18 protein-coding genes are annotated in these 24851 nt (G+C 70.9%); 11 read left to right on the forward strand and 7 right to left on the reverse strand.

What is annotated here, in order from left to right; translation table 11 throughout:
* Positions 1 to 42: 42 nt before the first annotated feature.
* Positions 43 to 912, forward strand: a complete 870-nt coding sequence (locus BJY17_RS18175; protein ID WP_179552615.1) for a PHP domain-containing protein — start codon at positions 43 to 45, stop codon at positions 910 to 912.
* A gap of 335 nt (positions 913 to 1247) precedes the next feature.
* Here the strand turns inward: BJY17_RS18175 and BJY17_RS18180 are convergent, their stop codons facing one another.
* Positions 1248 to 1682 carry a MarR family winged helix-turn-helix transcriptional regulator gene (locus tag BJY17_RS18180; protein ID WP_179552616.1) on the reverse strand — a complete coding sequence of 145 codons (435 nt, stop codon included), beginning with the start codon at positions 1680 to 1682 and terminating at the stop codon, positions 1248 to 1250.
* 113 nt (positions 1683 to 1795) lie between these two features.
* Between BJY17_RS18180 and BJY17_RS18185 the strand changes: the two genes are divergently transcribed.
* Positions 1796 to 2236: a hypothetical protein gene (locus BJY17_RS18185; protein WP_179552617.1), complete on the forward strand. Its 441-nt coding sequence runs from the start codon at positions 1796 to 1798 to the stop codon at positions 2234 to 2236.
* Between the two features lie 54 nt (positions 2237 to 2290).
* On the opposite strand, the gene BJY17_RS18190 is transcribed toward BJY17_RS18185, so the two are convergent.
* Positions 2291 to 2905 (reverse strand): TetR/AcrR family transcriptional regulator, encoded by a 615-nt coding sequence (locus tag BJY17_RS18190; protein WP_322789890.1) that lies wholly within the window; start codon positions 2903 to 2905, stop codon positions 2291 to 2293.
* Positions 2906 to 3171: 266 nt separating this feature from the next.
* Between BJY17_RS18190 and BJY17_RS18195 the strand changes: the two genes are divergently transcribed.
* Entirely contained in the window at positions 3172 to 4140 is a 969-nt protein-coding gene (locus tag BJY17_RS18195) for an NAD(P)-dependent alcohol dehydrogenase (protein ID WP_179552619.1), read from the forward strand.
* A gap of 96 nt (positions 4141 to 4236) precedes the next feature.
* Positions 4237 to 4755, forward strand: a complete 519-nt coding sequence (locus BJY17_RS18200; RefSeq protein ID WP_218889953.1) for a DUF6326 family protein — start codon at positions 4237 to 4239, stop codon at positions 4753 to 4755.
* A 64-nt stretch (positions 4756 to 4819) separates the two neighbouring features.
* On the opposite strand, the gene BJY17_RS18205 is transcribed toward BJY17_RS18200, so the two are convergent.
* The gene (locus BJY17_RS18205) at positions 4820 to 6403 is read right to left on the reverse strand and encodes a DEAD/DEAH box helicase (RefSeq protein WP_179552620.1); all 1584 of its coding nucleotides are present in this window, start codon (positions 6401 to 6403) and stop codon (positions 4820 to 4822) included.
* Positions 6404 to 6596: 193 nt separating this feature from the next.
* On the opposite strand from BJY17_RS18205, the gene BJY17_RS18210 reads away from it, so the two are divergent.
* Positions 6597 to 7313: a ferritin-like fold-containing protein gene (locus BJY17_RS18210; protein WP_322789891.1), complete on the forward strand. Its 717-nt coding sequence runs from the start codon at positions 6597 to 6599 to the stop codon at positions 7311 to 7313.
* 82 nt (positions 7314 to 7395) lie between these two features.
* Here BJY17_RS18210 and BJY17_RS18215 read toward each other — a convergent pair whose 3' ends face one another.
* Positions 7396 to 7701, reverse strand: a complete 306-nt coding sequence (locus tag BJY17_RS18215; protein WP_179552621.1) for a hypothetical protein — start codon at positions 7699 to 7701, stop codon at positions 7396 to 7398.
* 1 nt (position 7702) lies between these two features.
* Complete coding sequence (locus BJY17_RS18220; protein ID WP_056014418.1) at positions 7703 to 7927, reverse strand: DUF3107 domain-containing protein; 225 nt, start codon at positions 7925 to 7927, stop codon at positions 7703 to 7705.
* Between the two features lie 93 nt (positions 7928 to 8020).
* Between BJY17_RS18220 and BJY17_RS18225 the strand changes: the two genes are divergently transcribed.
* Positions 8021 to 11128: a UrvD/REP family ATP-dependent DNA helicase gene (locus BJY17_RS18225; protein ID WP_179552622.1), complete on the forward strand. Its 3108-nt coding sequence runs from the start codon at positions 8021 to 8023 to the stop codon at positions 11126 to 11128.
* Positions 11125 to 14430 carry an ATP-dependent DNA helicase gene (locus tag BJY17_RS18230; protein WP_179552623.1) on the forward strand — a complete coding sequence of 1102 codons (3306 nt, stop codon included), beginning with the start codon at positions 11125 to 11127 and terminating at the stop codon, positions 14428 to 14430. Before BJY17_RS18225 ends, BJY17_RS18230 begins: the two co-directional genes overlap by 4 nt.
* On the opposite strand, the gene BJY17_RS18235 is transcribed toward BJY17_RS18230, so the two are convergent.
* Positions 14355 to 15572 carry a phosphotransferase gene (locus tag BJY17_RS18235; protein WP_179552624.1) on the reverse strand — a complete coding sequence of 406 codons (1218 nt, stop codon included), beginning with the start codon at positions 15570 to 15572 and terminating at the stop codon, positions 14355 to 14357. The two genes, BJY17_RS18230 and BJY17_RS18235, sit on opposite strands and share 76 nt — an antisense overlap.
* A 92-nt stretch (positions 15573 to 15664) precedes the next feature.
* On the opposite strand from BJY17_RS18235, the gene nudC reads away from it, so the two are divergent.
* Positions 15665 to 16615 (forward strand): NAD(+) diphosphatase, encoded by a 951-nt coding sequence (gene nudC / locus BJY17_RS18240; protein WP_322789892.1) that lies wholly within the window; start codon positions 15665 to 15667, stop codon positions 16613 to 16615.
* Positions 16612 to 18453 (forward strand): ATP-dependent helicase, encoded by a 1842-nt coding sequence (locus BJY17_RS18245; RefSeq protein ID WP_179552625.1) that lies wholly within the window; start codon positions 16612 to 16614, stop codon positions 18451 to 18453. Before nudC ends, BJY17_RS18245 begins: the two co-directional genes overlap by 4 nt.
* Before the next feature lie 833 nt (positions 18454 to 19286).
* Here the strand turns inward: BJY17_RS18245 and BJY17_RS18250 are convergent.
* Entirely contained in the window at positions 19287 to 20657 is a 1371-nt protein-coding gene (locus BJY17_RS18250; protein ID WP_322789893.1) for a zinc-dependent metalloprotease, read from the reverse strand.
* A 151-nt stretch (positions 20658 to 20808) separates the two neighbouring features.
* On the opposite strand from BJY17_RS18250, the gene BJY17_RS18255 reads away from it, so the two are divergent.
* Together BJY17_RS18255 and BJY17_RS18260 are read left to right on the forward strand one after the other, a co-directional pair.
* Positions 20809 to 21942 (forward strand): YlbL family protein, encoded by a 1134-nt coding sequence (locus BJY17_RS18255; protein ID WP_246303769.1) that lies wholly within the window; start codon positions 20809 to 20811, stop codon positions 21940 to 21942.
* Positions 21943 to 22012: 70 nt separating this feature from the next.
* Positions 22013 to 24851: UPF0182 family membrane protein (locus BJY17_RS18260; protein WP_179552626.1), on the forward strand; the 2839-nt coding region annotated here is incomplete at its 3' end.

Consider the following 24851-nt stretch of genomic DNA (forward strand, 5'->3'; position numbering starts at 1 on the left):
GCTTCGGGGTCGTCCCGGGGCGGCCCCGGATAGCATTGCAGGATGCCAGAAGCCACCGTCGTCGCGGGCCAAGCCGACCTGCACACGCACTCGACGGTCTCCGACGGCACCGAGGCCCCCGCCGAGCTCATGCGGCAGGCCGCGCGCGCCGGCCTTTGGGGAGTCGCGCTCACCGACCACGACTCGACGAGCGGATGGGCCGAGGCCGCTGCCGCTGTGCCCGAGACCGGCGTCGCCCTCATTCCCGGCATGGAGCTCTCGACCCGCGAGGGCTACACGAGCGTGCACATGCTGGCCTACTTGATCGACCCGCTCGACGAGGCGCTCATCGCCGAGACGGCGCACATCCGCGAATCGCGGTTCACCCGCGCCGAGGCGATCGTGCGCAGCATCGGACGCGACTACCCCCTCACCTGGGACGACGTGCTCGCCCAGACGGTCGAGGGCACGACCATCGGTCGCCCGCACATCGCCGACGCGCTCGTCGCCCGCGGCCACGCCGCCACGCGCTCGGCCGCGTTCGACGGCATCCTGCACCCGCGCGCGGGCTATGCGCGCCCGCACTACGCACCCGATCCGCTCACGGGCGTGCGACTCATCCGCGAAGCCGGCGGGGTGCCCGTGCTCGCGCACCCCGGCACGCGCGGCGCCGAGCGCGTGATCCCGCCCGAACGCCTCGAGCAGCTCGTCGAGGCCGGTCTCTTCGGGCTCGAGATCGATCACCCCGAGAACCGCGAGGATGCGAAGCCGCGACTGCGTGCGCTCGCCTCGCGCTTCGGGCTGCGCATCACGGGCTCCAGCGACTATCACGGCACCGGCAAACCGAACCGGCTCGGCGAGTGCCGCACCGCGCCCGACGTCGTCGAGGCGATCATCGCCGAGGGGCGTGGCTCGGCGCCGGTGCTGCCGTAGCCGGGCCATGAAGCGTGCGGCCGAATCATGAAGTACGGAGATCACGCCCGCAGGTGGTTGACCTGTGCCGACGCGGTCTGTGGCACGAGATGAACTATGTCGGAATGTTCCTGATGTTCGTGCTTCGGGGTGTGCGATCGAACGACTGGGCGCCGGGTTCGAGGGGGTCCTGCGGCGCGAGCAGAAGAGAGCGGACGGCAGCTGGCGTGACACCGCCGTGTACTCGATCCTCGCGAACGAAGGGCCCGCAGCGAAAGGCACGGCTCGAGCAACGGATCGCGACCATTGCCCGCGGGGCGGCGGCCGGCGCCGACCAACGGCGCCGGTGATTGTCGTCACTCACCCATCGGGGCGAGCGTGCGTTCCAGGATCGACTTCAGCGTGCCGAGTTCGTGCGGGCTGACCGCGTGGAAGAGCTCCGCTGACACGCGCTTGGTGTGCTGCTGCGCGGTTCGGAGGGCGTCTTCTCCGTCGCTCGTGAGGGCGAGGATTGTCACCCTGCGGTCGAGCGTCGAGGGCGTTCGCGTGACGTAGCCGAGTCGTTCGAGGTCGTCGATCACGCGCACCATGCCAGTCTTGTCGGTGTTGAGTCGCGCGACGAGGTCGCGTTGGGTCTGCACGCCGTCGCGGATCAGGAACATCACCGTGACATGCCGACTGGCGAGGTCCATGGGCCGCAGCGCGTCGTTCAACCGGTGCGTCGCCAGTGTGTAGACCTGATGGAGCAGCAGCCCCACCTCGATCGAGACCTGCCCGCTGTCATCGCTCATGGTTCGATTCTCTCAAATTCGATCCAATTGCAATTGATCCATTTGGATCTAATGGATAGGCTCCGATCATGTCCTCGATCAATGACCCGGCTCGCGAATCCCGCCGGTGGCCGATGCGGTTCCTGCGGGCCTCGCTGACGGTGACCGCGCTCCTCATGTTCGGTCAGGCGGTGCTGGCCGGCCTGTTCATGGGCGGGCTGTCATCGGCGTTCGCGTGGCATCGCGAAATGGCGACGGTGGCGGGCATCGCACTGATCGTCAGCATCATCGCCGCGGTGCTCGCACGGCGGCTCGGGCAGGCGCCTCGCTGGCCGATCTGGGCGACTGTCGCCTTGCTCGCGTTCATGTCGTTGCTGGCGTTCGCGGGATTCCGCGGCCTGACCGCTCTGCATGTTCCACTCGCGGTGATCATGATCCTGCTCACGGCCGTGCTGACCATGTGGGCCTGGCGGTACGTGTCGACGTCAACAGCGGGCACCGTCTCCGAGCGTGGCGGCCCCGCAACTGATGTCGGCGAACGAATCGACGTGCCGACGTCGACCATTGCACACTGAACGCGAAACGAACTTCAGCAGGACATGGGTCTGCCTGCCCGTGACTGAGCGTCGCTATGCGGAGACTCTCAGGGGCTCGAGGGCGGCCAAGACGAGGTCGAGACCGAAGATGAACTCCTCCGTCGGGTCGTAGCCGGCAGCGACGAGCGCCGCGGCGGACTCGTTGAGGTAGGGGAACTCGTCAGGAGGAAGCTGGGGCAGGTAGACGTCCTCGGTCATGTCCGCGAGCTCGTCGGCGGTTTCGAACGGCAGGCTGGACGCCTGCAGGGCGTAACCGTAGACATAGCTGTTGAGTGTCCAGTTGGCGTGCGTCGCCGTCAGGACCGAGAAGCCGGCCTTTCGCAGGCAGGCGGTGACCGCTTCGCGGTGGCGGAGGTTCGCGGGGCCCGGGGTCGTCCGCGACTCCATCAGGCTGATCGCCCACGGGTGGCGTGCGAGCACCTGTCGGGTGGATACCGCCTCCTGTCGCATGGCCGACTGCCAGTCGGTGTCTTCGGGCGGGAGTTCGATCTCCTCGAACACGATGTCGATCATGGCGTCCAGCAGCTCGTCTTTGCTCGCCACGTAGTAGTAGAGCGACATCGCTCCCGCGCCGAGCTCGCCAGCGAGTCGGCGCATGCTCAGCCCGTCGACCCCCTCGCGGTCGGCGAGCCGGACCGCCTCGGCCACCACTCGCTGCTTGCTCAGCCCGGCGTCTGATGCGACCTGGCGTCGTTCCTTCGCGGACACGGGTCCCCTCGCTCGCTCAAACGGCTTGACAATCGTCCAGCGTACGACAATAGTACGGTGTACTACTCGTGGTACAGCGTACGAAGTACAGCGTACGACCGGCGACGTCGCCACTCGGATGTGAGGAGTCTTCTGTGGGAATCGAACAGCCATCGAATGCAGGACAACGCCTGGTGTCGGGGTCGGGTGGGGCTGGGGCGGCGACGATGCGGGCCGCCGTCCAGCACCGCTACGGCCCGCCGTCGGTGCTCGCGTCGTCCGAGGTCGGGATCCCGTCGCCCGGTAGAGGCGATGTGCTCGTTCAGGTGGGTGCCGCCGCGGTGCATCCTGGCGACTACTTCGTCATGACCGGGGAGCCGTACGTGGTGCGCCTGGTGTTCGGGCTCCGCCGGCCGCGCCACGGCATCCCCGGCAGGGATCTCGCAGGCGTGGTGGCAGCGGTCGGGAAGGACGTCACCGCGCTCCGCCCCGGCGACGAGGTGTTCGGCTGGAGCACCGCTGGAACGCTCGCGGAGTACGCCTGCGTCCCGGCGGACAACCTCGTGCCCGTGCCCGCCAACGTGTCGGTCGTGCACGCGGCAGCGGTGGCCACGTCAGCCCTGACGGCGTTGCAGGCACTGCGCAAGATCGCGAACGTTCAACCGGGCCAGACGGTGCTGGTCACGGGCGCGTCGGGCGGTGTGGGGTCCTTCGCCGTACAGATCGCCAAGGCCCTCGGCGCCGAGGTGACGGGGGTGTGCAGCACCCGCAACGTCGAGTTGGTCCGCTCACTCGGTGCCGATCACGTCGTCGACTACACGGAGACCGACTTCACCCGCGCCGAGCAGCGCTACGACGTCATCCTCGACAACGTGGAAGCCCAGCCGCTCGCGGCTGTCCGCCGAGCGCTGACGCCCACCGGCACCCTGATCCCCAACAGCGGACACGGCGGCCGCTGGATCGGCCCCATCGGGCGCATCATCACAGCGCGCGTGCGGTCCGGGTTCACCCGTCAGCACCTGAAGCCCTTCACGTCGGTCGAGGAGCGCCAGGACCTGCTCACCCTGGCCGACCTGCTCGCGACCGGGCAGGTCACGCCCGTCATCGACCGCACCTACCCCCTCGATGACGCAGCCGACGCCCTCCGCCATGTCGCGGCCGGCCACACCCGAGGGAAGGTCGTGATCACCGTCTGACGAGCGCCCCGACCAGAACGACCCGACCCGTGCGCTCGCACGCCAAGACCTGCCGCCACTCCGGCGGACGGACCGCTCCTCTCGAAAGAAGAACCGATGACCATCCGAACGAACACCCCGCACGTGCTCGCCGACCCGCCGATCTCCGTGCGAGCCAAGCTCGCCGCCGCATGGACCAGCTTCATGTTCCTGTACATCTACGTCGACTTCTTCAACCTCTACAAGCCCGGCGTCGTCGACGGCATCCTCAATGGCCTCGTCTGGAGGTTCGACGTCAGCCCGACGTTGTTGACCGTCATGCTCGCGTCCGTGGCGATCCCGGCCCTGATGGTGATGCTCTCCATGACGCTGCCCGCCCGGGTGAACCGCGCCACGAACCTCATCGTGGCATCGCTCTACATCCCGTACTCGGTGTTCAACGCGGCAGGGGCGACCTGGGAGTGGGCCTTCTTCTACGGCCTCTCCATCGGAATCGAGGTGCTGCTCCTGGCCTTCATCCTGCGCTCCGCCTGGACCTGGCCTCGAACGCACCACGACGCCGCAGATGTCGCGACGGCCGACCGACTGCGACAGGACCTTCGACGGGAGGTATCCGTGCAAAGTCCTCCGGCGTGAAGCAGCCGAACGCACAGCGCCCGTCCGGCCGAAGCCGAGCGGGCGCTGAGACGTATCTGCCTGGTTACACCTGGGGCGTGGTGCCACCGGTGCGGGGGCCGCGGCGACGGCGGCGACGCGGGGGAGCGGCGTTGCCGTCGTGGTGCTCGTGGCCCTTGCCGTCGTGCGTGCCCGTGCCGGGCTCCTTGACGGCGACGGCTTCGGCCGGGGCAGCGTGCGCAGCGGGGGCTCCAGCCGACTCGGTCGACGCCGACTCGGTGGCGACCGTCGAGGTCTCGCCGGCCGGCTTGCCGCCGCGCGTGCGGTTGCGGCTGCGGGTACGCGGGGCGCGCTCCGCGCCGGCATCCGCTCGCTCGGACCCGCCCTCGGAGCGACCGCCGGAGCGGCCCTCTGAGCGACCGCCCGAGCGACCCTCGCTGCGACCGGCCGTCGCCGAGCGGGTCGGCGCGGCGACCGCGGACGACGGCTTCAGGCGGCCCTTGGTACCGGCGGGGATGTCGAGGTCGGAGAAGAGGTGCGGGCTCGACGAGTACGTCTCGGTCGGCTCGGGCTGGCCGAACTCGAGGGCGCGGTTGATGAGCGCCCACTTGTGCAGGTCGTCCCAGTCGACGAACGTCACCGCGATGCCGGTCTTGCCGGCACGGCCGGTGCGGCCCACGCGGTGCAGGTACGCCTTGTCGTCGTCGGGGATGGTGTGGTTGATGACGTGCGTCACGTCGTCGACGTCGATGCCGCGCGCCGCGACATCCGTGGCGATGAGCACGTCTTTCTTGCCGGCCTTGAACGCGGCCATGGCGCGCTCGCGCTGGTCCTGGTTCAGGTCGCCGTGCACGGCGGCGGCGTTGAAGCCGCGGTCGTTGAGCTCTTCGACGAGCTTGGCCGCCGCGCGCTTCGTGCGCGTGAAGATGACGGTCTTGCCGCGGCCCTCGGCCTGGAGGATGCGCGAGATGACCTCGTCCTTGTCGAGCGAGTGCGCCCGGTAGACGAGGTGCTTGATGTTCGCCTGCGTGAGGCCCTCGTCGGGGTCGGTCGCGCGGATGTGGATGGGGCGCACCATGAAGCGGCGGGCGAGAGCCACGATCGGGCCCGGCATGGTGGCCGAGAACAGCATCGTGTGGCGGGTCGCCGGCGTCTGCGCCATGAGCTTCTCGATGTCGGCGAGGAAGCCGAGGTCGAGCATCTTGTCGGCCTCGTCGAGCACCATCTCTTGAACGTTCTTCAGCGAGAGGAGGCGCTGCGAGGCGAGGTCGAGGAGACGCCCGGGGGTGCCGACGACGATCTGCGCGCCGGCCTTGAGCTGCTCGATCTGGCCTTCGTACGCCTTGCCGCCGTAGATCGACACGATCTTGGTCGGGCGGTTGGATGTCGCGAGCTCGAGGTCTTCGGTGACCTGCACGCAGAGTTCGCGGGTCGGCACGACGACGAGCGCCTTGACGCCGCCCTCGGGGTCGTCGCCGAGGCGCTGGATGATCGGCAGGCCGAACCCGAAGGTCTTGCCGGTGCCGGTCTTGGCCTGGCCGATGATGTCCTGCCCGGAGAGGGCGAGGGGGATGGTCTGTTCCTGGATGGGGAAGGCATCGATGATGCCCTTCCCGGCGAGGGCGTCGACGATGTCGGACGCGATGCCGAGGTCGGTGAAAGTGGTCAAAAGTCTGCCTGTTCGTGTTGCTCGAGGTGGCGGTCGGATGCGCGCCCCGTTCTCAACTCCAGGCGCACGGCTGCGGATCCATCGCCCGCATGCACCCTCTACCCTATCCGAGACTCCCTGAACGCCCCGGATGGGCCGTTTGCGTGGTCTTCTGGAGCCGAGACTCCCGCAATGCCTCGGATAGGCTGTCTGCGTGGTCTTCTGGTCGAATCGGCGCCTTCCGCGCCCCGAGATGCCTCGGCTGCGCCCGCGTGTCGCGCCGACCGCGCTCGCGAAGGTGGATTTCACCGAACTCGTTCCCGAGCCAGTGCCGTTCCTCGGCCAGGCCGCCTACATCCAGCTCGAGTTCTTCGAGTCGCTCGCACGCTCCGTCGCGACGGCGCCGACGCTGTCGGCGAAGGAGGGGCTCAGCCGCGCCGCAGGCGGTGCGCTGCGCCAGCACCATGCGCTGATCGCCGAGTTGCGTCGCCTCGGCGTCGAGCCCGTCGAGGTGATGGCGCCGTTCGCGCCCGCGGCGGAGCGATTCCGCCTGGCGAGCGCCGGCGCCGACTGGTACGAGCTGCTGCTGGGCATCCACGTCACCGCGGGCATGCTCGACGACTACTTCTCCCGGCTCGCCGAGGGCCTGCCCGGCGAACTCGCGACGCGGGTGCGCGCGATCCTCGCCGAAGACGAGGCGTCGGCGGGCGTGCTGCACGACGAACTGTTCGCCGCGATCGCGGCGGAACCCGGCCTCGCCGACCGGCTCGCCCTCTGGGGGCGCAGTCTTGTCGGCGACACGTTGCTGATCGCACGGTCGGCGCTGCGCGCGTCGGACTCGCGCGATCGCGGCGCCGACGTCGAGCCGGTCTTCACCGAGCTCATCGCGGCGCACACACGTCGCATGGACGCGCTCGGCCTCACGGCCTGAGCGCGCCACGAATCATCGGCGTGCACGCACGCAGAGGCCTGCCCGTGCGCGCTCGACCCACGGCCGAGCGTCGTGGTTCGCGTCAGGCGCGAACCACGCCCGGGCGGGAGAGGCGCTCGAAGAGCGCGGCATCCTCTCGCTCACGGCGCGGGGAGATGACGTACAGCACCGCAGCGGGCACGAGTGCCGAGGCCACGAGGGCCGCGACCCAGATCCATCCGCCGTCCCATGCCCAGCCGAGCCAGGTCAGTGCGACCCACACGACGGCGGCGACGCCGGCGCCGATCGCAGAGCCCACAGCAACGCCCCGGAGGTGCCGGAGCGGCACGACGAACTGCGTTGCGAGGCCCAGGATGGCGCCGCCGACGACGACGAAGATGAGCTCCATGTCAGGCGACGAATCCGACGCGACGCGACTCCTCTGAACCGATCTCGACGTAGGCGAGGGCGGCCGAGGGCACGACGTAGCGGGTGCCCTTGTCGTCGGTGAGGGTCAGCAGCGGCGACTGGCCGGCGAGGGCCGCGGCGACCGCCTGCTCGACCTCCGCAGCTGACTGCGAAGTCTCGAAACCGAGTTCACGGGGGGAGTTCTGAATGCCGATGCGAACGTCCACGGTACGCCTTTCTGCTCTTGCGCCAACCCTACGACACCGGCTCGCGGGGCCGGTGCAGGTTCACTGTCGGCGGAACCCGTTAGCGTTGCCGACATGCAGGTCACCGCGACATCCGACGCCCCCGTTTCGAGGCTCGCGGCAGACGAGCACGTGGCGGTCTTCGGGGCGCCGGGCAGCGGCAAGACGACGTTCGCGATCGAGCTGGTCGCCGACCGCATCGAGCGGCTCGGCCACGCCACCGACGAGGTGCTCGTGCTCTCGGCGACGCGTGTCGCGGCCACCGCGCTGCGCGACCGGCTCGCGGTGCGACTCGGGGTGACCACGCGGGGGCCGCTCGCCCGAACTGCGAACTCGCTGGCCTTCCAGCTCGTGCGCGCGTTCACGGGTGCCCCGGTGACGCTGCTGACGGGCGCCGAGCACGACCAGATCATCGGCGAGCTGCTCGAGGGCGGCATCCGCGATGGGTTCGGGCCGGTCTGGCCCGACCCGCTGACGCCCGAGGTGCGCGTGCTCCGAGGGTTCCGCTCAGAGCTCCGCGACCTGCTCATGCGGGCCGTCGAGCACGGGGTCGACGCGCCAACGCTCGCCGCGCTCGGAGAGCGCACCGGCCGCCCCGAGTGGGTCGCCGCGGCCGCATTCCTCGAGGAGTACGACGAGGTGAAGGCGCAGCTGCGCCCCAACCAGTACGACTCGTCGGAACTCGGCGCCTTCGCCGCCGCGATCGTGCGACACAGCACGACGGATGCCTCGGCCGAGGCGGCCCTCGGTCTGCTCGCTCGCGTGCGGCTCATCGTCGTCGACGACGCGCAGGAGGCGACCGAGTCGACCGCCGCGCTGCTCGGCGCATTCGCCGCTCGCGGCGTCGCGGTCATCGCGCTCGGCGATCCCGATGTCGCCTCCAACGGATTCCGCGGCGGGCGCGCCGAACTGCTCGGCTCCCTCGGGTCGGTGCTCGGCGCCGGCGCCGTGCAGCGCGTCGAACTGCCTGTCGTGCACCGGGGCCGGCCCGAACTGCGCTCGATCGTGCAGTCGGTCAGCGGCCACATCGGCACGGCTCTCGGCGGCACGCACCGCTCGGCCGTGCGCGAGATGCCGGCCGACGCCGAGGTCGACCCGCTCGCCGCCGTGCTCGGTATCGAGGCTCCCTCGCATGCCGCCGAGTGCCAGGCGGTCGCGGCAGTGCTGCGCGAGCGCCACCTGCTCGACGGCGTGCCGTGGGCATCGATGGCCGTCGTGCTGCGCTCGGGCGGCGATGTGCCCGCCTTCGAACGCGGCCTCGCGCTCGCCGACGTGCCGACCGCCGGCAACGCCGCCCGAACCGCGCTGCGCGACGCCCCCGCTGCTGCGGCGCTGCTCGCGGCAGCCTCGCTCGTGCTCGACCGCGATCCCCTCACTCCCGAGCTCGCCGTGACCGTGCTCACCGGGCCGATCGGCCGGCTCGACAGCGTCGGCCTGCGGCGGCTCCGACTCGCCCTGCGGCACGAGGAGCTCGCGAACGAGGGCTCGCGCACGGCCGACGAGCTGCTCGTCGAGGCACTCGGCGCGCCAGGCGGGTTCGAGACGATCGACGCGGCGCCCGCGCGTCGAGCTGCACGGCTCGCGAAGCTGCTCGCGACGGCTCGCGGCGTCGCACTTCGCGGCGGCACGATCGAAGAGGTGCTCTGGTCGATCTGGGAGGGCAGCGGGCTCGCCAACGAATGGTCTGCGCAGGCCGCAGGCACGGGCGTGCTGGCAGAAGAGGCCAACCGCGCACTCGACGCTGCCGTGGCCCTGTTCGCCGCCGCACAGCGGTTCGTCGAGCGTGAGCCCGAGGCGCCGCCCGTGCGCTTCGTCGACGAGGTGCTCGCGAGCGAGCTGCCCGAAGACTCCCTCGCGCCGCAGCGCTCGGCCGAGACCGTCGTGGTGACCACCCCGCCCGCCGTCATCGGCCGCGAGTTCGAGGTCGTGGTGATCGCGGGCCTGCAAGACGGGGTCTGGCCGAACCTCCGCCCCCGCGGCACCCTGCTGCACGCGGCGCTCCTGCCTCGCGTGGTCGCCGCAGCCCGCGCCGGCGCACCGCTTCCTGCGCCCGAGACGGTCGCCGAAGCACGTGCCTCCGTGCGCGGCGACGAGCTCAGGCTCTTCGTGCTCGCGGCCTCGCGCGCGAGCCGGCAGCTCGTGCTCAGCTGCACGGCCAACGACGACGAGCAGCCGTCGATGCTCATGGGCTACGCGAGCGAGCGCATCAAGACCGCCCGCCGCCGTCCGCTGCACCTGCGCGGACTCGTCGGCGCCCTGCGCGAAGAGGCCACGAGCTCCGGCGGCGGCGAGGCGCCCGCCGCCCTCGCCCTGCTCGCCGAGCAGGGCGTGCCCGGCGCTCACCCCGACGAGTGGTACGGCCTCGCCGAGCCGTCGACCACGGCTCCGCTCGTCGACCTCGATGGCGACCCTGAGGCGCTGGTCTCGGTCTCGCCCTCGCAGATCGATCGGGCAGAGGAGTCGCCGCTCGGCTGGTTCATCGACCATGTGGCATCGCCGCCCTCGGGCCTCGCGGCCTCGATCGGCACGATCGTGCACGCCGTGGTCGAAGAGGCCGGTGCCCGCGACGACGGCGACACGAGCATCGAGACGCTGTGGGCGGCCGTCGAAGAGCGATGGCGCGAGCTGCGCTTCGAGGCGGGCTGGGTGGCCGAGCGCGAGCGTCGCGGCGCACGGCGCATGGCCGAAGGGGCATCCGACTACCTCGCGAACTTCGTCGACGACGGCAAGGTGCTGCTCGGAGCCGAAGGGCGCTTCACCCTCGTCATCGGGCGCGTGCGCATCTCGGGCACGATCGACCGCGTCGAGGCCTCGGCCGACGGCACCACGGTGATCGTCGACCTGAAGACCGGGCGCACCCCGCCGTCGGCGGCCGAGACGGCCGCGCACCCGCAGCTCGCCGCGTACCAATTGGCAGCGCGGGCCGGGGAGGTGCCGAACGAGGGCACGCTCGGCGGGGCGAAGCTCGTGTACCTCGCCAAGCCCACGCGCGGCAACGCCTTCACCGAGCGCGCCCAGCAGCCGTTCGACGACGAGGCCGAGGCGGCGTTCCGCGAACGACTCGGCGACGTCGCCCGCACCATGTCGGGCAGCGAGTTCGACGGGCCGGCAGAGCTCGGCTACCGCTCGAGATTCGGCGGCTGGCAGTACCGCGTGCACCTCGTGCCGGCGGTGTCGGCATGAGCGCCGCAGAGGGCCGCGTCGCCACAGGAATCGCCGCCGCCGACATCGCTGCGAGGCTCGGCCTGCACGCGCCCACCGCCGAACAGCGAGCCGTGATCGAGGCCGACCCGCACGGCCAGAGCATCGTCGTCGCCGGGGCCGGCAGCGGCAAGACCGAGACGATGGCCAACCGCGTCGTCTGGATGCTCGCGAACGGGCATGTCGCGGTGCCCGAGGTGCTCGGCCTCACCTTCACCCGCAAGGCCGCGGGCGAGCTCGCCGAGCGCATCCGCGAGCGCATCGCCCAGCTCGTCTCGCTCGGCATCGCCGAGGTCTCGCTCGACCCGCTCGAGTCCGCGTCGGTCGGCACCTACAACGCCTTCGCGAGCGCCATCTACCGCGAGCACGCGATGCTCATCGGGCGCGAGCCCGACGCGGCAGTGCTCGGCGAGGCATCCGCTTGGCAGCTCGCCCGCTCGGTCGTCGCGGCCTCCGCCGACCCGAGGCTCGTCGAGCTCGACGCCTCGCTCGACAAGGTCACCGGCGCCGTTCTCTCGCTCAGCCGCGCGCTCGCCGAGAACGTCGCCGACAGCCGCGACGTGCGCGCGATGACCCGCGACTTCCTCGCGATGGAGGGGCTGCCCATCGAGGCGCCGCGCAAGCGCACCGACTTCGCGTCGTTCGTCGACGCCCTCGGCATCGTCGGTGCGCTGCCGCCGCTGCTCGAACTCGCCGACGCGTACGCCGAGGCGAAGCAGCAGCAGGGCTTCGTCGAGTTCTCCGACCAGGTCGCCCTCGCCCTCGCGATCTGCGAACGCCACCCCGAGGTCGTCGCCGCGCACCGCGAGCGCTATCGCACCGTGCTGCTCGACGAGTACCAAGACACGAGCGTCGTGCAGACGCGCCTGCTCTCAGCCCTGTTCGGCGAGCAGTCGGTCATGGCGGTCGGCGACCCCGACCAGTCGATCTACGGATGGCGCGGCGCGAGTGCGGCGAACCTCGCGCGCTTCGGCCGCGACTTCGCACCCGGAGGCGACGCGGCGGTCTACGACCTGTCGACGAGCTGGCGCAACCCGAAGATCGTGCTCGAGGGTGCGAACACGCTGATCCTGCCGCTCGACGCCGGCATTCCGAAGGCGCCCCTCGGGGCCTCGCCGTTCGCGCAGCCGGGCCGACTCGAGGCGGCATGGGCCGAGACCATCGAACTCGAGGCCGACCTCGTCGCGACGTGGTTCGCCGAGCGCCTCGGGCGGGCCGGCCGCGGCGCCCCGGGCGAGCCGGCGCCCCGCAGCGGCGCGCTGCTCTGCCGCACGTTCGCGAACGTCGGCATCTTCACCGCGGCGCTCCGTGCCCGGGGCGTTCCCGTGCACGTGCTCGGCATGGCGGGCCTGCTCGACCAGCCGGTCATCGCCGACCTCGTGTGCGTGCTGCGGGTGCTGAACGACCCCACCGCGGGCTCCGAGCTCGTGCGGGTGCTCGGCGGTGCGCGCTGGCGCATCGGCCCGGCCGACCTCGCCGCTCTGCACTCGCTCGCGAAGTGGCTCGCCGATCGCGATCTCTCGACCCGGCGCCTCGGTGACGAGGTGCGCGCCGGGCTCCGCGCGTCGATCGCACCCGACGAGTCGCCTTCGATCGTCGACGCCCTCGACTTCCTGCTCGTGGCCCCCGACTCGCACTCGGCGCTGGCCGCGTTCAGCGACATCGGCCTCTCCCGTATGCGACGTGCCGGCGCGCAGTTGCAATCGCTGCGGCGCCGTGCCGGTCTCGGCCTCGTCGACTTCGTCAGCCTCGTGCAGCAAGAACTGCTGCTCGACATCGAGGTCGCCGCGAACTCCTCCCAGCCGCTCGGGGCGCCGAGCCTCGAGGCGTTCGACGAGCTGCTCGCCGGCTTCGCCGAGGTCTCCGAGCACGCCACGCTCGGCGCGTTCCTCGGCTGGCTCACCGAGGCCGAGCAGCGCGACCGGCTCGCACCTCGACAAGACGAGCCCGAGCCGGGCGCCGTGCAGGTGCTCTCGATCCACGGATCGAAGGGCCTCGAGTGGGACGTCGTGGCGATTCCGCGCATGGTCGACGACGAACTGCCCTCGAAACCGCGCTCGTCGAAGGGCTGGCTCTCGTTCGGCGAGCTGCCCAACGAGTTCAAGGGCGATGCCGACGAGCTGCCCGAATTGCAGTGGCGCGGTGTGCAGAGCCAGGCCGATTTCGATCGTGCCGTCGGCGACTTCGCGGAGGAGAACAAGCAGCGCCACGCCGAAGAGGAGCGGCGTCTCGCCTACGTGGCGTTGACCCGAACACGCAGCGACCTGCTGCTGACCGGGTCGTGGTGGGCGAGCCAGAAGGCGCCGCGCAAGCCGAGCCCCTTCCTGCGCGAGCTCGTGACCGCCGGGGTGATCGGGGCTGGGGTGCTGCCCAGCGCTCCCGAGCACGACGAGAACCCGCGCGCAGGTTCGACCGAACGCGTGCGCTGGCCACTCGACCCGCTCGGCATCCGTCGACCTGCTGTCGTCGCCGCCGCAGAGGCGGTGCGCGCCGCGGCCGCACGACCGAGCGGCGAGGGCATCGGCCCGGTGCTCGCCGACCGCATCAGGCTGCTGCTCGAAGAGCGCCGGCGCCGCGCCGAGGGGCCGGGCACCGCCGAGGTACCCGTGCGCGTGCCCGCCTCGCGGTTCAAGGACTACGTCGACGATCCCGCAGCGGTCGCCGCGCAGTTGCGCCGGCCGATGCCGCAACGGCCGTACCGGGCGACCCGCATCGGCACGTTGTTCCACCAGTGGGTCGAGCAGCGCTCGACCGGTGAGCTCGAGGCCGCCGCCATCGACGCGCTCGACGGCCTCGACGTGTACGCCGAGCTCGACATCCCGCTCGACGAGCGGGTCGCCGACCCCACCGCCGAGCGGCTGCGGCAGCTGCAGGCGACGTTCGAGGCCTCGGAGTGGGGCGGTCGCAAGCCATCGGCCGTCGAGATCGAGCTGCACCTGCCGATCGGCGACAACGTCTTCGTGTGCAAGCTCGACGCCGTATTCGACGTCGAGCCGTCGAGCGAGCTCGGGCGCCGCGGCATCCGCCACCAGGTCGTCGACTGGAAGACCGGCAAGGCCCCGCGCGATGCGCACGACCTCGAACTGAAGCAGACGCAGCTCGCGCTCTACCGCCTCGCCTACGCGAACTGGGCGGGCATCGAGCCTGACGCGATCGACGCGGTCTTCTACTTCGTCGAAGACGACCAGGTCATCAGACCCGACGCCATCTACGACGAAGCGGCGTTGCGGCGGGCCTGGGCGTCGGTCGCGGCATCCGCGCCGGTGCCGTCGTCGTCGCTCTGAGCGGCGTCGCCCCAGTCCGAGAGATCGAGGGGGATCGACGCGGTCGCGTCGAACGGCGCGGTCATGCGTTCACCGGCCTCACGGCGCTCGAGGTCGGAGAAGTCGTAGCTGTCGGTGAGCAGGCTCGCCCCGGCCTCCCGCGGCAGGGCGTCGCGCGGCGTCTCGTCGAGCATTCGCTCGACGTCGCCGACGGTGAGCACGGGTCCGGTGTCGGGGGAGAGCGGCTCGCTCGAATGGTCGTGCACGCTCTCGACGAGGCCGTCGAGCAGGCCGACGGCATCGGCGATGATCGCCTCGTCGCGGGCTTCGACGCCGTGCAGCAGCCATTTCGCGAGCTCGAGCTCGCCGTAGAGCAGGGCGCGCTGCGGCAGGTGTCCGTCGGCCTCGCCGGCGCGAGCCCCGAAGTAGGCGTCGAGCGCGCGCTCGGCAGCGGCGCCCCGCGAGGTGAGCAGCCAGTGCAGGTCGCGGGCGGGGTCGCCCTGTGCGAGTGCCGACCAGCCGATCAGACCGGTCACGGCATCGCCGTCGACGAGCAGCGAATCGGCCGCCAGGGCGCCGTTCACGACGGTCGGGCGGAACCGCCAGAGCGCGGAGTCGTCGGTCGCCTCCTCCCATCGACGCAGCAGCGCGGCGGGCAGGTGGCCGGTGTCGGCGGCACGGCCGATGAGCTCGACGACGGCCTCGTGCGACTCGTCGGCCGTCTGGCGTGAGAGGCCGGCGTCGGCGATGAACCCGGTCGGCAGTGCGTGCACCGCGGCGAGGGCGAGGCCGACCGACGTCGCGATGCCGTCGTGCTCGGTGAGTTCGTCGGCGGACCGCACGGCTCCGGGAACGAAGGTCGTGACGACGGCACGGGTGCCGTCGATGGGCGCCTGGCCGACGAGCTCGGGGATCTCGAACGGCAGGCGGGAGCGGATGCCCGGGGTGAGCGCACGGAGCGCCACGAGGTCGGCGGACTGCTCGGATTCGGCGGACTGGGAGCGGGGCACCCGCAGCACGAGCATGCGGTCGTCGGTCGTGCGCAGCAGCACTGCGTCGAATGCACCGTGGCTCTTGCGGGTGTGCGCACGCACCGCCCGCACCTCGAGTCCGGGCACCGCCGCCGTGGCCAACGCGGCTAGAGTGAGAGGAGGTCTGGCCATGGCATTCAGCTTAAGCAGGCAATCGCGGCTGCGGGCGACCGCCACGCCTTCCGGCCGACTCCGACTCCGACCCGGGCATCGAGGGGTGGCACGTGATCGAACCGACATCGCCGGTGTTCGCGCGTTCGACGATCGACCGGGATGCCGCGTCGCGCGCCGATCTCGAGCTCGAGACGTCGCTCGACGCCGACCCCGAGACCCGCGTCGTCGCGGTGCATCGCGGGCAGGCGCTCATCGCAGAACGCGTCGACGGCTCGGCCCCGGCACTGCAGCTGACGCACCCGCAGGAACTCCCCGCGCCGGTGCTGCGCTGCTACCTCGGCAGGGCCGACGGCTCGCGCTTCGAGCTGCGGGTCTTCGATGCGGATGCCGCGGCGGAGATCGAGCTCGAAACGGCCAGGTGGCAGGGACTCCGCGAGGCGGCGGCAGTGCTGGACGATCGCGACGCGAGCCTCCTCGTCGAGGCCGTCGCGCTCGCCAACTGGCATGAGCGTCACGGCCACTGCCCGCGTTGCGGCGCCGAGACGGTTCCGGTTCAGGCAGGGTGGGCGCGGCGATGCAGCGTCGACGACAGCCTGCACTTCCCGCGCACCGATCCCGCCGTCATCGTGCTCGTCACCGACGACGACGACCGCGTGCTGCTCGGCTCGAACGCCCTCTGGGCGCAGCACCGCTACTCGCTGCTCGCGGGCTTCGTCGAGCCGGGCGAGGCGCTCGAGGCAGCAGTGGTGCGCGAGATCGAAGAGGAGGCGGGCATCCTCGTCGATCGGGTCGAGTACGTCGCCTCGCAGCCGTGGCCGTTCCCGGCGAGCCTCATGCTGGGGTTCACGGCGCGCATCGCGGCATCCGTCGATCCGTCGTCGGCGGTGCCCGACGGTGAGGAGATCCTCGAGCTGCGCTGGTTCTCGCGCGATGAGATCGTGGCGGCGCACGGCGAGATCGGCCTGCCGGGCGGCATCTCGATCGCGCGCTGGCTCCTCGAACGCTGGTTCGGCGGACCCCTCGACGCCGAGGGCACGGGGCTCGCCTGGTCGACGTCGTGACCGCGGCATCCGACCCCCTGCTCGACGCGCTCGACGACGAGCAGCGCGTCGCGGCCGAGGCGCTGCTGGGTCCCGTGTGCGTGCTCGCGGGCGCCGGCACCGGCAAGACCCGGGCGATCACCCACCGCATCGCCTACGGGGTCGCGTCGGGCACCTACGACCCGGCGCGGGTGATGGCCCTCACATTCACCTCGCGAGCCGCGGCCGAACTGCGGGCGCGGCTGCGGGTGCTCGGCGCCGGCGCCGTGCAGGCGCGCACCTTCCACGCCGCGGCCCTCGCGCAGCTCAACCACTTCTGGCCGATCGTCGTCGGCGGCGGCGCGCCCCGCGTGCTCGAGTTCAAGGGGCGACTGCTCGGCCAGGCCGCCGAGCGTGCACGGGTGCGGGTCGACACCGCGACGCTGCGCGATGTCGCGGCCGAGATCGAGTGGCGCAAGGTCTCGGGGTCGGGGCCCGAGACCTACGCGACACGACTGGCGACGCGCGGCGCGCCGGGCAATCTCACGGCCGACCAGTTCCTCGCCGTCGTCGACGCCTACGAGTCGCTGAAGGACGAGCGGCGCATGCTCGACTTCGAAGACGTGCTGCTCGCCATGGCCGGCATGATCGAGTCCGAGGCATCCGTCGCCATGCACGTGCGCGAGAGTTACCGCCACTTCATCGTCGACGAGTATCAGGACGTCTCGCCCGCGCAGCAGCAGCTGCTCGACCTCTGGCTCGGAGGCCGCCGCGACCTCTGCGTCGTCGGCGACGCCAGCCAGACCATCTACTCGTTCGCGGGTGCGAGCGCCGACTACCTGCTCGACTTCGAGCGTCGCTACGAGGGCGCCACGGTCGTGCGCCTCGAACGCAACTACCGCTCGACGACCGAGATCGTCGACACGGCGAACCGGCTCATGCGGGGTCGCGCCGGCGCGCTGCGCCTCGAGGCGGTCACCGCGAACGACGAGACGGATGCCGCGGCGCCGACGTCGGCGAGCAGCAGACCGGCGCCGGCCGCCGCGACGTCACCGACTGCGCCGAAGTCGTCGGGCGCGCCGAAACCGAACGCCGAGCCCACGATCACCGAGTACGCCGACGACCTCGCCGAGGCGCGCGGTGTCGCGACCCGCATCCGCGCGAGCATCGACGCCGGCACTGCGCCCGAGTCCATCGCGGTGCTGATGCGCGTGAACTCGCAGACGGCGATCCTCGAGCGCGCGCTCGACGAGGTCGGGGTGGCCTCGCGGGTGCGCGGCGCCTCGCGCTTCTTCGACCAGCCCGAGGTGCGCGAGGCGGTGCACGCCCTGCGCGCCGCCGCCCTGACGGTCGCCGGTGAACCGCTCTTCAAGTCGGTCAGCGACGTGCTGCGCGCCCTCGGCTGGGGCGCGCAGGCGCCCGACGGCCCCGGCGCCGTGCGCGCCCGATGGGAGTCGTTGAACGCGATCGCCCGGCTCGTCGACGACGCACCGCCCGGCACGACGTTCCGCGGGTTCGCCGACGAGCTCCGTGCGCGCGCCGAGGCGCAGCACGAGCCGACGGTGGCCGCGGTGACCCTTGCGACCCTGCACTCGGCCAAGGGCCTCGAGTGGGACCAGGTGCACATCGTCGGGCTCACCGAGGGCATGCTGCCCATCGCCTACGCGAAGAGCTTCGACGCGATCGACGAGGAGCGGCGGCTGCTCTACGTCGGCATCACGCGGGCACGGCGGCGCCTCGAGCTGAGCTGGCCGCGTCAGGGCGGCGGCTATCGAGGCGAACGGGAGCCGTCGCGATTCCTGCAGGAACTCGGCACCCGCACTCGGGGTGCCGGCGGTGCAGCGTCGCCGGCACGGTCTCGCCCGGTCGCCCGAGCCTGATCGAGGCGCCCCGCAGGGGAGTGCGCGCGCCCGCGAGGCGGTCGTCGACGAGCGACGCCGCGAACGCGGCGGCGTCGTGCACCGCTCTCGGCGTGCAGCTCGCGGCCGGCCGACCGGCGAGCTGCGCGGCGATCACGGGCCACGCGGGGTCGTCGTCGCGTCGCGCCAGCTCGAGGCAGCGCAGGCACGGCCCGTCTCCCGGCTCGACGAGCGGACCCACGCGGGTGCCCTCGTCGTCGAACACGATCGCGAGATGCGGCACGTCTGCGCGCAGCCACGGCAGGTGCCGCCCGGGGGAGACCACCCAGGTCGCCGCGACGATCGCGAGCGCCGTGCTCTCGACCGCGGCTTCGGCGGCGGGCACCGGTTCGTAGCCGAGCAGTGCGAGATGCTCGGCGAGTCGGTCGCCGACCTCGGGCGGCGCGTCGACGGCGACGCATCGCGGCGATCGAACGGATGCCGCGGCATCCGTCGCCGGCTCGAAGGCCGGTGCGAGCAGCTCGAGGAGTGCGTGCACGGCCTCAACGGTGCCGCCGAGCGCGGTGCCGATGGTCACGAGAGTCGAGGTCGAAGCGCCGTGTCGGAGCGCCGAGACGAGTCCGGTCTCGAACTCGCCGGGATCGCGCAGCACGACGCGCGGTCTCGCGCCGAACTGCAACTCGGCTGGGGTGCGCCACACGATGGGGAGGACCGGGTCGATGCGCGGTGACATGCCGAGAGCATGCCGGATTCGCGCAGCACGGCGCGGAATCCCTCCACAGGCGACCGTGCGCGCGCGAACCAGGTCCGTGCGGTGCGCTGCGGCGGGGTTCAGATCGTCAGGGTGCCGCGGGTCAGCTCGCGGGTTCTTCGCCGTCTTCGCCGGGCGCCGCCGGCGTCTCGCCGCGGAGCAGCTGCTCGAGCGCCTGGTCGAACTCGTCGTCGGCCTCGGTCGTCTCGGTGCCGGTGAGGCGGGCGATCAGGGCGGCGGGGTCGTCGAGGTCTTCGGCAGTCGGCAGCAGGTCGGGGTGCGACCAGAGCGCATCGCGCGCCTCGATGCCGACCGCATCGGTGACCGCGCGCCACATGGCGGTGGCCTCGCGGAGACGACGGGGGCGGAGTTCGAGGCCGACGAGGGTCGCGAAGGCGGACTCGGCGGGACCGCCCGAAGCGCGGCGGCGACGGATCGTCTCGGCGATGGCGACGGACTTCGGCAGTCGAGCCGTGGCGTCGGCTGTCGCCGCGTCGACCCAGCCCTCGACCAGCGCGAGCATCGTCTCGAGGCGGGCGAGCGCCGCCTGCTGCGACTCGCTCTTCGCACGGATGAGTGCGCCGTTGACGACGGCGTTGCGCAGTTCTTCGGTGTTCGACGGGTCGAAGCCCTCTGCGAGCTCTTCGAGGCGTTCGGTGTCGATGTCGATGCCCCGTGCGAATGCCGTGATCGCCGTGATGAGGTGCAGGCGCAACCAGCGCGCGTGCCGGAAGAGGCGCGCGTGGGCGAGTTCGCGCACGGCGAGGTAGAGCTCGATCTGGTCGGTGGGGATGTCGAGGTCGTTGCCGAACTCGGCGACGTTCTGCGGCAGGATCGCGGCTCGGCCGTCGTCGAGGAGGGGGATGCCGACGTCGCCGCCGGAGACGACCTCGGTGGCGAGCTGGCCGACGACCTGACCCAGTTGCATCGCGAAGAGCGCCCCGCCGATGCCGCGCATCATGCGGCTCGCGCCCTCGATCATCGAACGCATCTCTTCGGGAGCCTGCTCGCTCATCACCCGGGTGAGGGCATCGGAGATCGAGAGCGCGACCGGCTCGGCCAGCTGCGACCAGATGGGCATCGTGGCGGCGACCCAAGCGCGTCGTGTCAGCAGCTCGGGCGTGGTCGGCAGCGCGCCGAAGTCGACGGACTCGTCGAGCCACAGCGAGGCGACCTGGAAGGCCTGGTCGAACCGTGCCCGCTCGTCGTCGGCGATCTGGCGCTGCCCGGTCGCGGCGCGCTCTTCGCCCTGGCGCACGGCGACGCTCCAGTCGATGCCGTCGTCGGCCTTGTTCATCGCCTGCTGCAGTTGCGCGAACAGGGCGGCGAGGCTCGCGGGGTCGTTGGGCAGGCCGGCAGCTCCGGCGAGGCTCGAGGGATCGATGCCACCGCCGCCGGACAGCATCTCGCGGAGCATCTCGCGGAACTCGTCTTCGGGGCTCCGGTCGTCGGGCTCGTCTTGCCGATCGGCCACTTTCGCCACCTCCCAGTCGCGTCTGGTTCCACCGTAACGCGGGGGCACGGCGGAGTGTCTGGGAAATGGCCTAGGCTGGGCGTTCCGGGTGTCCGCCCTTCGCGAACAGGGCCGGCACGCGAGTTCCAACACCCGCCCGGAAGGATGTCGGTTGAGCATCTTCGACGACGAGACCCCAGTGTCGGAGGACTCCGGCTGGACGTCCGATCCGGCCACGGGTCGGCGTCCCCTGCGGGAGCGCATCGGATGGGCTGCGCTCACGGTCGCGATCGTGATCGCCGTGCTCTTCGCGTTCCTCCCCTCGCCGTACGTGATCGAGCAGCCCGGGCCGGTGTACGACACCCTCGGCGTCGCCGAGAACGCCGACGCCGAAGAGGTGCCGCTCATCGAGATCCCCGATGAGACCACCTATCCCACCGATGGCGAACTCAACCTGCTCACGGTCTCTGTCGTGGGGCGCCCCGGGCAGACGCCGAGCTGGCTCGAGGTGCTCGCCGCCTGGTTCGACCGCACCCGCTCGGTCATCCCGCTCGAGGCGATCTTCCCGCCCGGCATCAGCAGTGAAGACCGCGACGCCCAGAACCAGGCCGCGATGGTCGATTCCCAGCAGGACGCCATCGCTGCGGCGCTCGTCGAGCTCGGCTACGACTTCCCGCGCGAGGTGACCGTCGCGGGCCTGCTCGACGGGTCGCCCGCCGACGGCATCCTCGAAGAGGGCGACGTCATCGTCAGCTTCGAGGGCACCGAGGTACACTCGATCAACGAGCTGCAGACGGCGGTGCGGGAGCACGGTGCCGATGAACCGGCGCAGATCGAGATCATTCGCGACGGCGGACCGCTCACCGTCGAGGTGACGCCCACCGTGCGCGACGACAGGGCCGTACTCGGCATCGGCGTGCGCATGGTCTACGAGTTCCCGATCGACGTCGAGTTGCAGCTCGACGACGTCGGAGGCCCGAGCGCGGGCATGATGTTCGCGCTCGGCATCGTCGACAAGCTCACGCCCGGGGCCATGACGGGCGGCGAGATCATCGCCGGCACGGGCACGATCGACTCGGCCGGCCGTGTCGGACCGATCGGCGGCATCCGTCAGAAGCTCTGGGGCGCGGAGGGCGCCGGCGCCGACTGGTTCCTGGCCCCCGAGTCGAACTGCGACGAAGTGAGCGGCAACGTGCCCGACGGCGTCACCGTCTTCGCGGTGGAGACCCTCGACCAGGCCCGTGCGATCGTCGAAGACGTCGCCGACGGCGAGCTGACGGGGTCGTACGCCTCCTGCCCTGCGTGACAGGCGATTCAAAGGAACTCGACCCTAGGATGGAATCCCGATCCCATCCCGACCGAACACGAGGCCGAGAGTGTCAGCACAGCCGCAAGAACCGAGGATCCAGCGCAGGCGCGCTCCGATCGCGATCACGATCGGCGTCGTCGCCGTGCTCGTCGTCGCGTTCTTCGCCTTCGCCGGCATCTACGCCGACGTGCTCTGGTACGACCAGCTCGGCTTCCTCTCGGTGCTCACCACCGAGTGGATCGCACGCATCGTGCTGTTCCTCATCGGTTTCGTGGCCATGGCGCTGCCCGTGTGGGGCTCCATCCAGATCGCCTACCGATCGCGGCCCGTCTACGCGAAGCTGAACTCGCAGCTCGACCGGTACCAAGAGGTCTTCGAGCCGCTGCGGCGGCTCGCGATGTACGGCATCCCGATCGTGCTCGGCATCTTCGCCGGCGTCTCGGCCTCGACGCGGTGGGAGGGCACGCTCGCGTGGCTGAACCGCACGCCGTTCGGCACGACCGACCCGCAGTTCGGATTCGACGTCGGCTTCTACGTGTTCGAGCTGCCGTTCTACCGATCGCTCGTGGGCTTCGCCTCGGCGGTCGTGCTGCTGTCGCTGCTGCTCGTGATCGCCACGAACTACCTCTACGGCGCCCTCCGGGTGAGCGGCCGCGAGGTCGTCATCTCGAAGTCGGCTCGCATCCAGATCGCCGTCACCGCCGGCATCTACCTGCTCCTGCAGGCCGTCAGCATCTGGCTCGACCAGTACGCGACCGTGACCGAGACGGGCTCGCTCATCACGGGCGCCTCCTACACCGACGTCAACGCGACGATTCCGGGCCGGGGCATCCTCGCGGCCATCGCGGCCGTCGTCGCCGTGCTCTTCTTCATCACGGCGATCATCGGGCGCTGGCGCCTGCCGCTCGTCGGCACGGCGCTGCTCGTGGTGTCGAGCCTCCTCATCGGTTCGCTCTACCCCTGGGTCATCCAGCGCTTCCAGGTCGACCCGAGCGCGCGTTCGCTCGAAGAGCCCTACATCCAGCGCAACATCGACCTCACCCGTGATGCGTACGGCATCGCCGACGTCGAGGAGATCCCGTTCGAGGCGAAGACCGATGCCGAGCAGGGCGCGCTGCGTGCCGATGCCGCGACGACTGCGAGCATCCGCCTCATGGACCCGCTCGTGATCGGCCCCGCGTTCCAGCAGCTCGAGCAGTTCCGCCAGTACTACCAGTTCCCGTCGGCCCTCGACGTCGACCGTTACGAGATCGACGGCGCCTCGCAAGACACCGTCGTGGCGGTGCGCGATGTGGACCTCTCCGGCCTCGGCGACGCCGAGACCTGGTTCAACTCGCACCTCGTCTACACGCACGGCTACGGTCTCGTCGCCGCGGCGGGCAACCAGCGCTCGGTCGACGGGCAGCCGGTGTTCCTCCAGTCGGGCATCCCGTCGTCGGGCGTGCTCGGGGACTTCCAGCCGCGCGTGTACTTCGGCGAGAACTCGCCGGCCTACTCGATCGTCGGTGCGCCGAAGGATGCGAAGCCGATCGAGCTCGACTACCCGTCGGGCTCCGAGGGTGCCGACCAGACGCAGACGACCTTCGAGGGCGACGGCGGTCCGAAGCTCGACAACGCCTTCACGAAGCTCGTCTACGCACTGAAGTTCCAGTCCGAGCAGATCTTCCTCTCCGACCAGGTCACGACCGACTCGCAGATCCTCTACGACCGTGACCCCGTCGAGCGCGTGCAGAAGGTCGCACCGTACCTGAGGCTCGACACCGACACCTACCCGTCGGTCGTCGACGGCAAGGTCGTGTGGATCGTCGACGGATACACGCTCTCCGATCAGTACCCCTACTCCAACAAGGTCAGCATGAGCGAGGCGATCGCCGACAGCGAGACCCAGGCCCCGACGCTCGCCTTCGACGACGTCAACTACATCCGCAACTCGGTGAAGGCCACCGTCGACGCGTACGACGGCACGGTCACGCTCTACGCGTGGGATGAAGAGGATCCGATCCTGCAGACCTGGCAGAAGGTCTTCCCGACGACGATCGAGCCGATGAGCAAGATGTCGGGCGACCTCATGGCCCACGTGCGCTACCCGTCCGACCTGTTCAAGGTGCAGCGCGAGGTGCTCGGTCGCTATCACGTGACCGAAGCGATCCCGTTCTACTCGCGCGAAGACGCGTGGACGACGCCGAAGGACCCGACCGCCGACACCGGGAGCACGCTGCTGCAGCCGCCCTACTACCTCACGATGCAGATGCCGGGTCAGGACGAACCGAGCTACTCGCTCTACTCGACCTTCATCCCCGAGGCGCGAGGCGAGCAGAGTCGCAACGTGCTTCGCGGCTACCTGGCGGTCGACGCCGACGCGGGCGCGACCGACGGTGAGCGCGCCGACGGCTACGGCAAGCTCAGGCTGCTGACGCTGCCCGAAGACGACAACGTGCCCGGCCCGGGCCAGGTGCAGGCGAAGTTCAACTCCGATCCCACGGTCTCGCAATCGCTCAACCTGTTGAAGCAGGGCCAGTCGAACGTGATCAACGGCAACCTGCTCACTGTGCCCGTCGGCGGCGGCCTGCTCTACGTGCAGCCGGTCTACGTCGAGTCGACCGGTAATACGAGCTACCCGCTGCTGCAGAAGGTGCTCGTCGCCTTCGGCGACCAGATCGCCTTCCAGGACACGCTCGACCTCGCGCTCGATGTGCTCTTCGGCGGCGACTCCGGCGCCGACGCGGGCGACAACGAGGTGGATCCGGGTGCGACCCCGCCGCCGGCCGAGGAGGGCGGCGAGGGCGAGGAGACTCCCGCGGCTCCGAGCGACGAGGTGCAGGCACTGCTGAACCAGGCGTCGCAGGCGCTGAAGAACAAGCAGGCCGCACTCGCCGCCGGCGACTGGGCGGCGTACGGCGCCGCCG

Source organism: Agromyces hippuratus, assembly GCF_013410355.1.
GTDB classification, from domain to species: Bacteria; Actinomycetota; Actinomycetes; order Actinomycetales; family Microbacteriaceae; genus Agromyces; species Agromyces hippuratus.

Bases quoted from the DNA above. Each gene is read 5' to 3' on its own strand.
- BJY17_RS18195 (WP_179552619.1), top strand. From the start codon at position 3,172: ATGCGGGCCGCCGTCCAGCACCGCTACGGCCCGCCGTCGGTGCTCGCG.
- BJY17_RS18235 (WP_179552624.1), bottom strand. From the start codon at position 15,572: ATGGCCAGACCTCCTCTCACTCTAGCCGCGTTGGCCACGGCGGCGGTG.
- BJY17_RS18230 (WP_179552623.1), top strand. From the start codon at position 11,125: ATGAGCGCCGCAGAGGGCCGCGTCGCCACAGGAATCGCCGCCGCCGAC.
- BJY17_RS18180 (WP_179552616.1), bottom strand. From the start codon at position 1,682: ATGAGCGATGACAGCGGGCAGGTCTCGATCGAGGTGGGGCTGCTGCTC.
- BJY17_RS18225 (WP_179552622.1), top strand. From the start codon at position 8,021: ATGCAGGTCACCGCGACATCCGACGCCCCCGTTTCGAGGCTCGCGGCA.
- BJY17_RS18175 (WP_179552615.1), top strand. From the start codon at position 43: ATGCCAGAAGCCACCGTCGTCGCGGGCCAAGCCGACCTGCACACGCAC.
- BJY17_RS18185 (WP_179552617.1), top strand. From the start codon at position 1,796: ATGCGGTTCCTGCGGGCCTCGCTGACGGTGACCGCGCTCCTCATGTTC.
- BJY17_RS18200 (WP_218889953.1), top strand. From the start codon at position 4,237: ATGACCATCCGAACGAACACCCCGCACGTGCTCGCCGACCCGCCGATC.
- BJY17_RS18215 (WP_179552621.1), bottom strand. From the start codon at position 7,701: ATGGAGCTCATCTTCGTCGTCGTCGGCGGCGCCATCCTGGGCCTCGCA.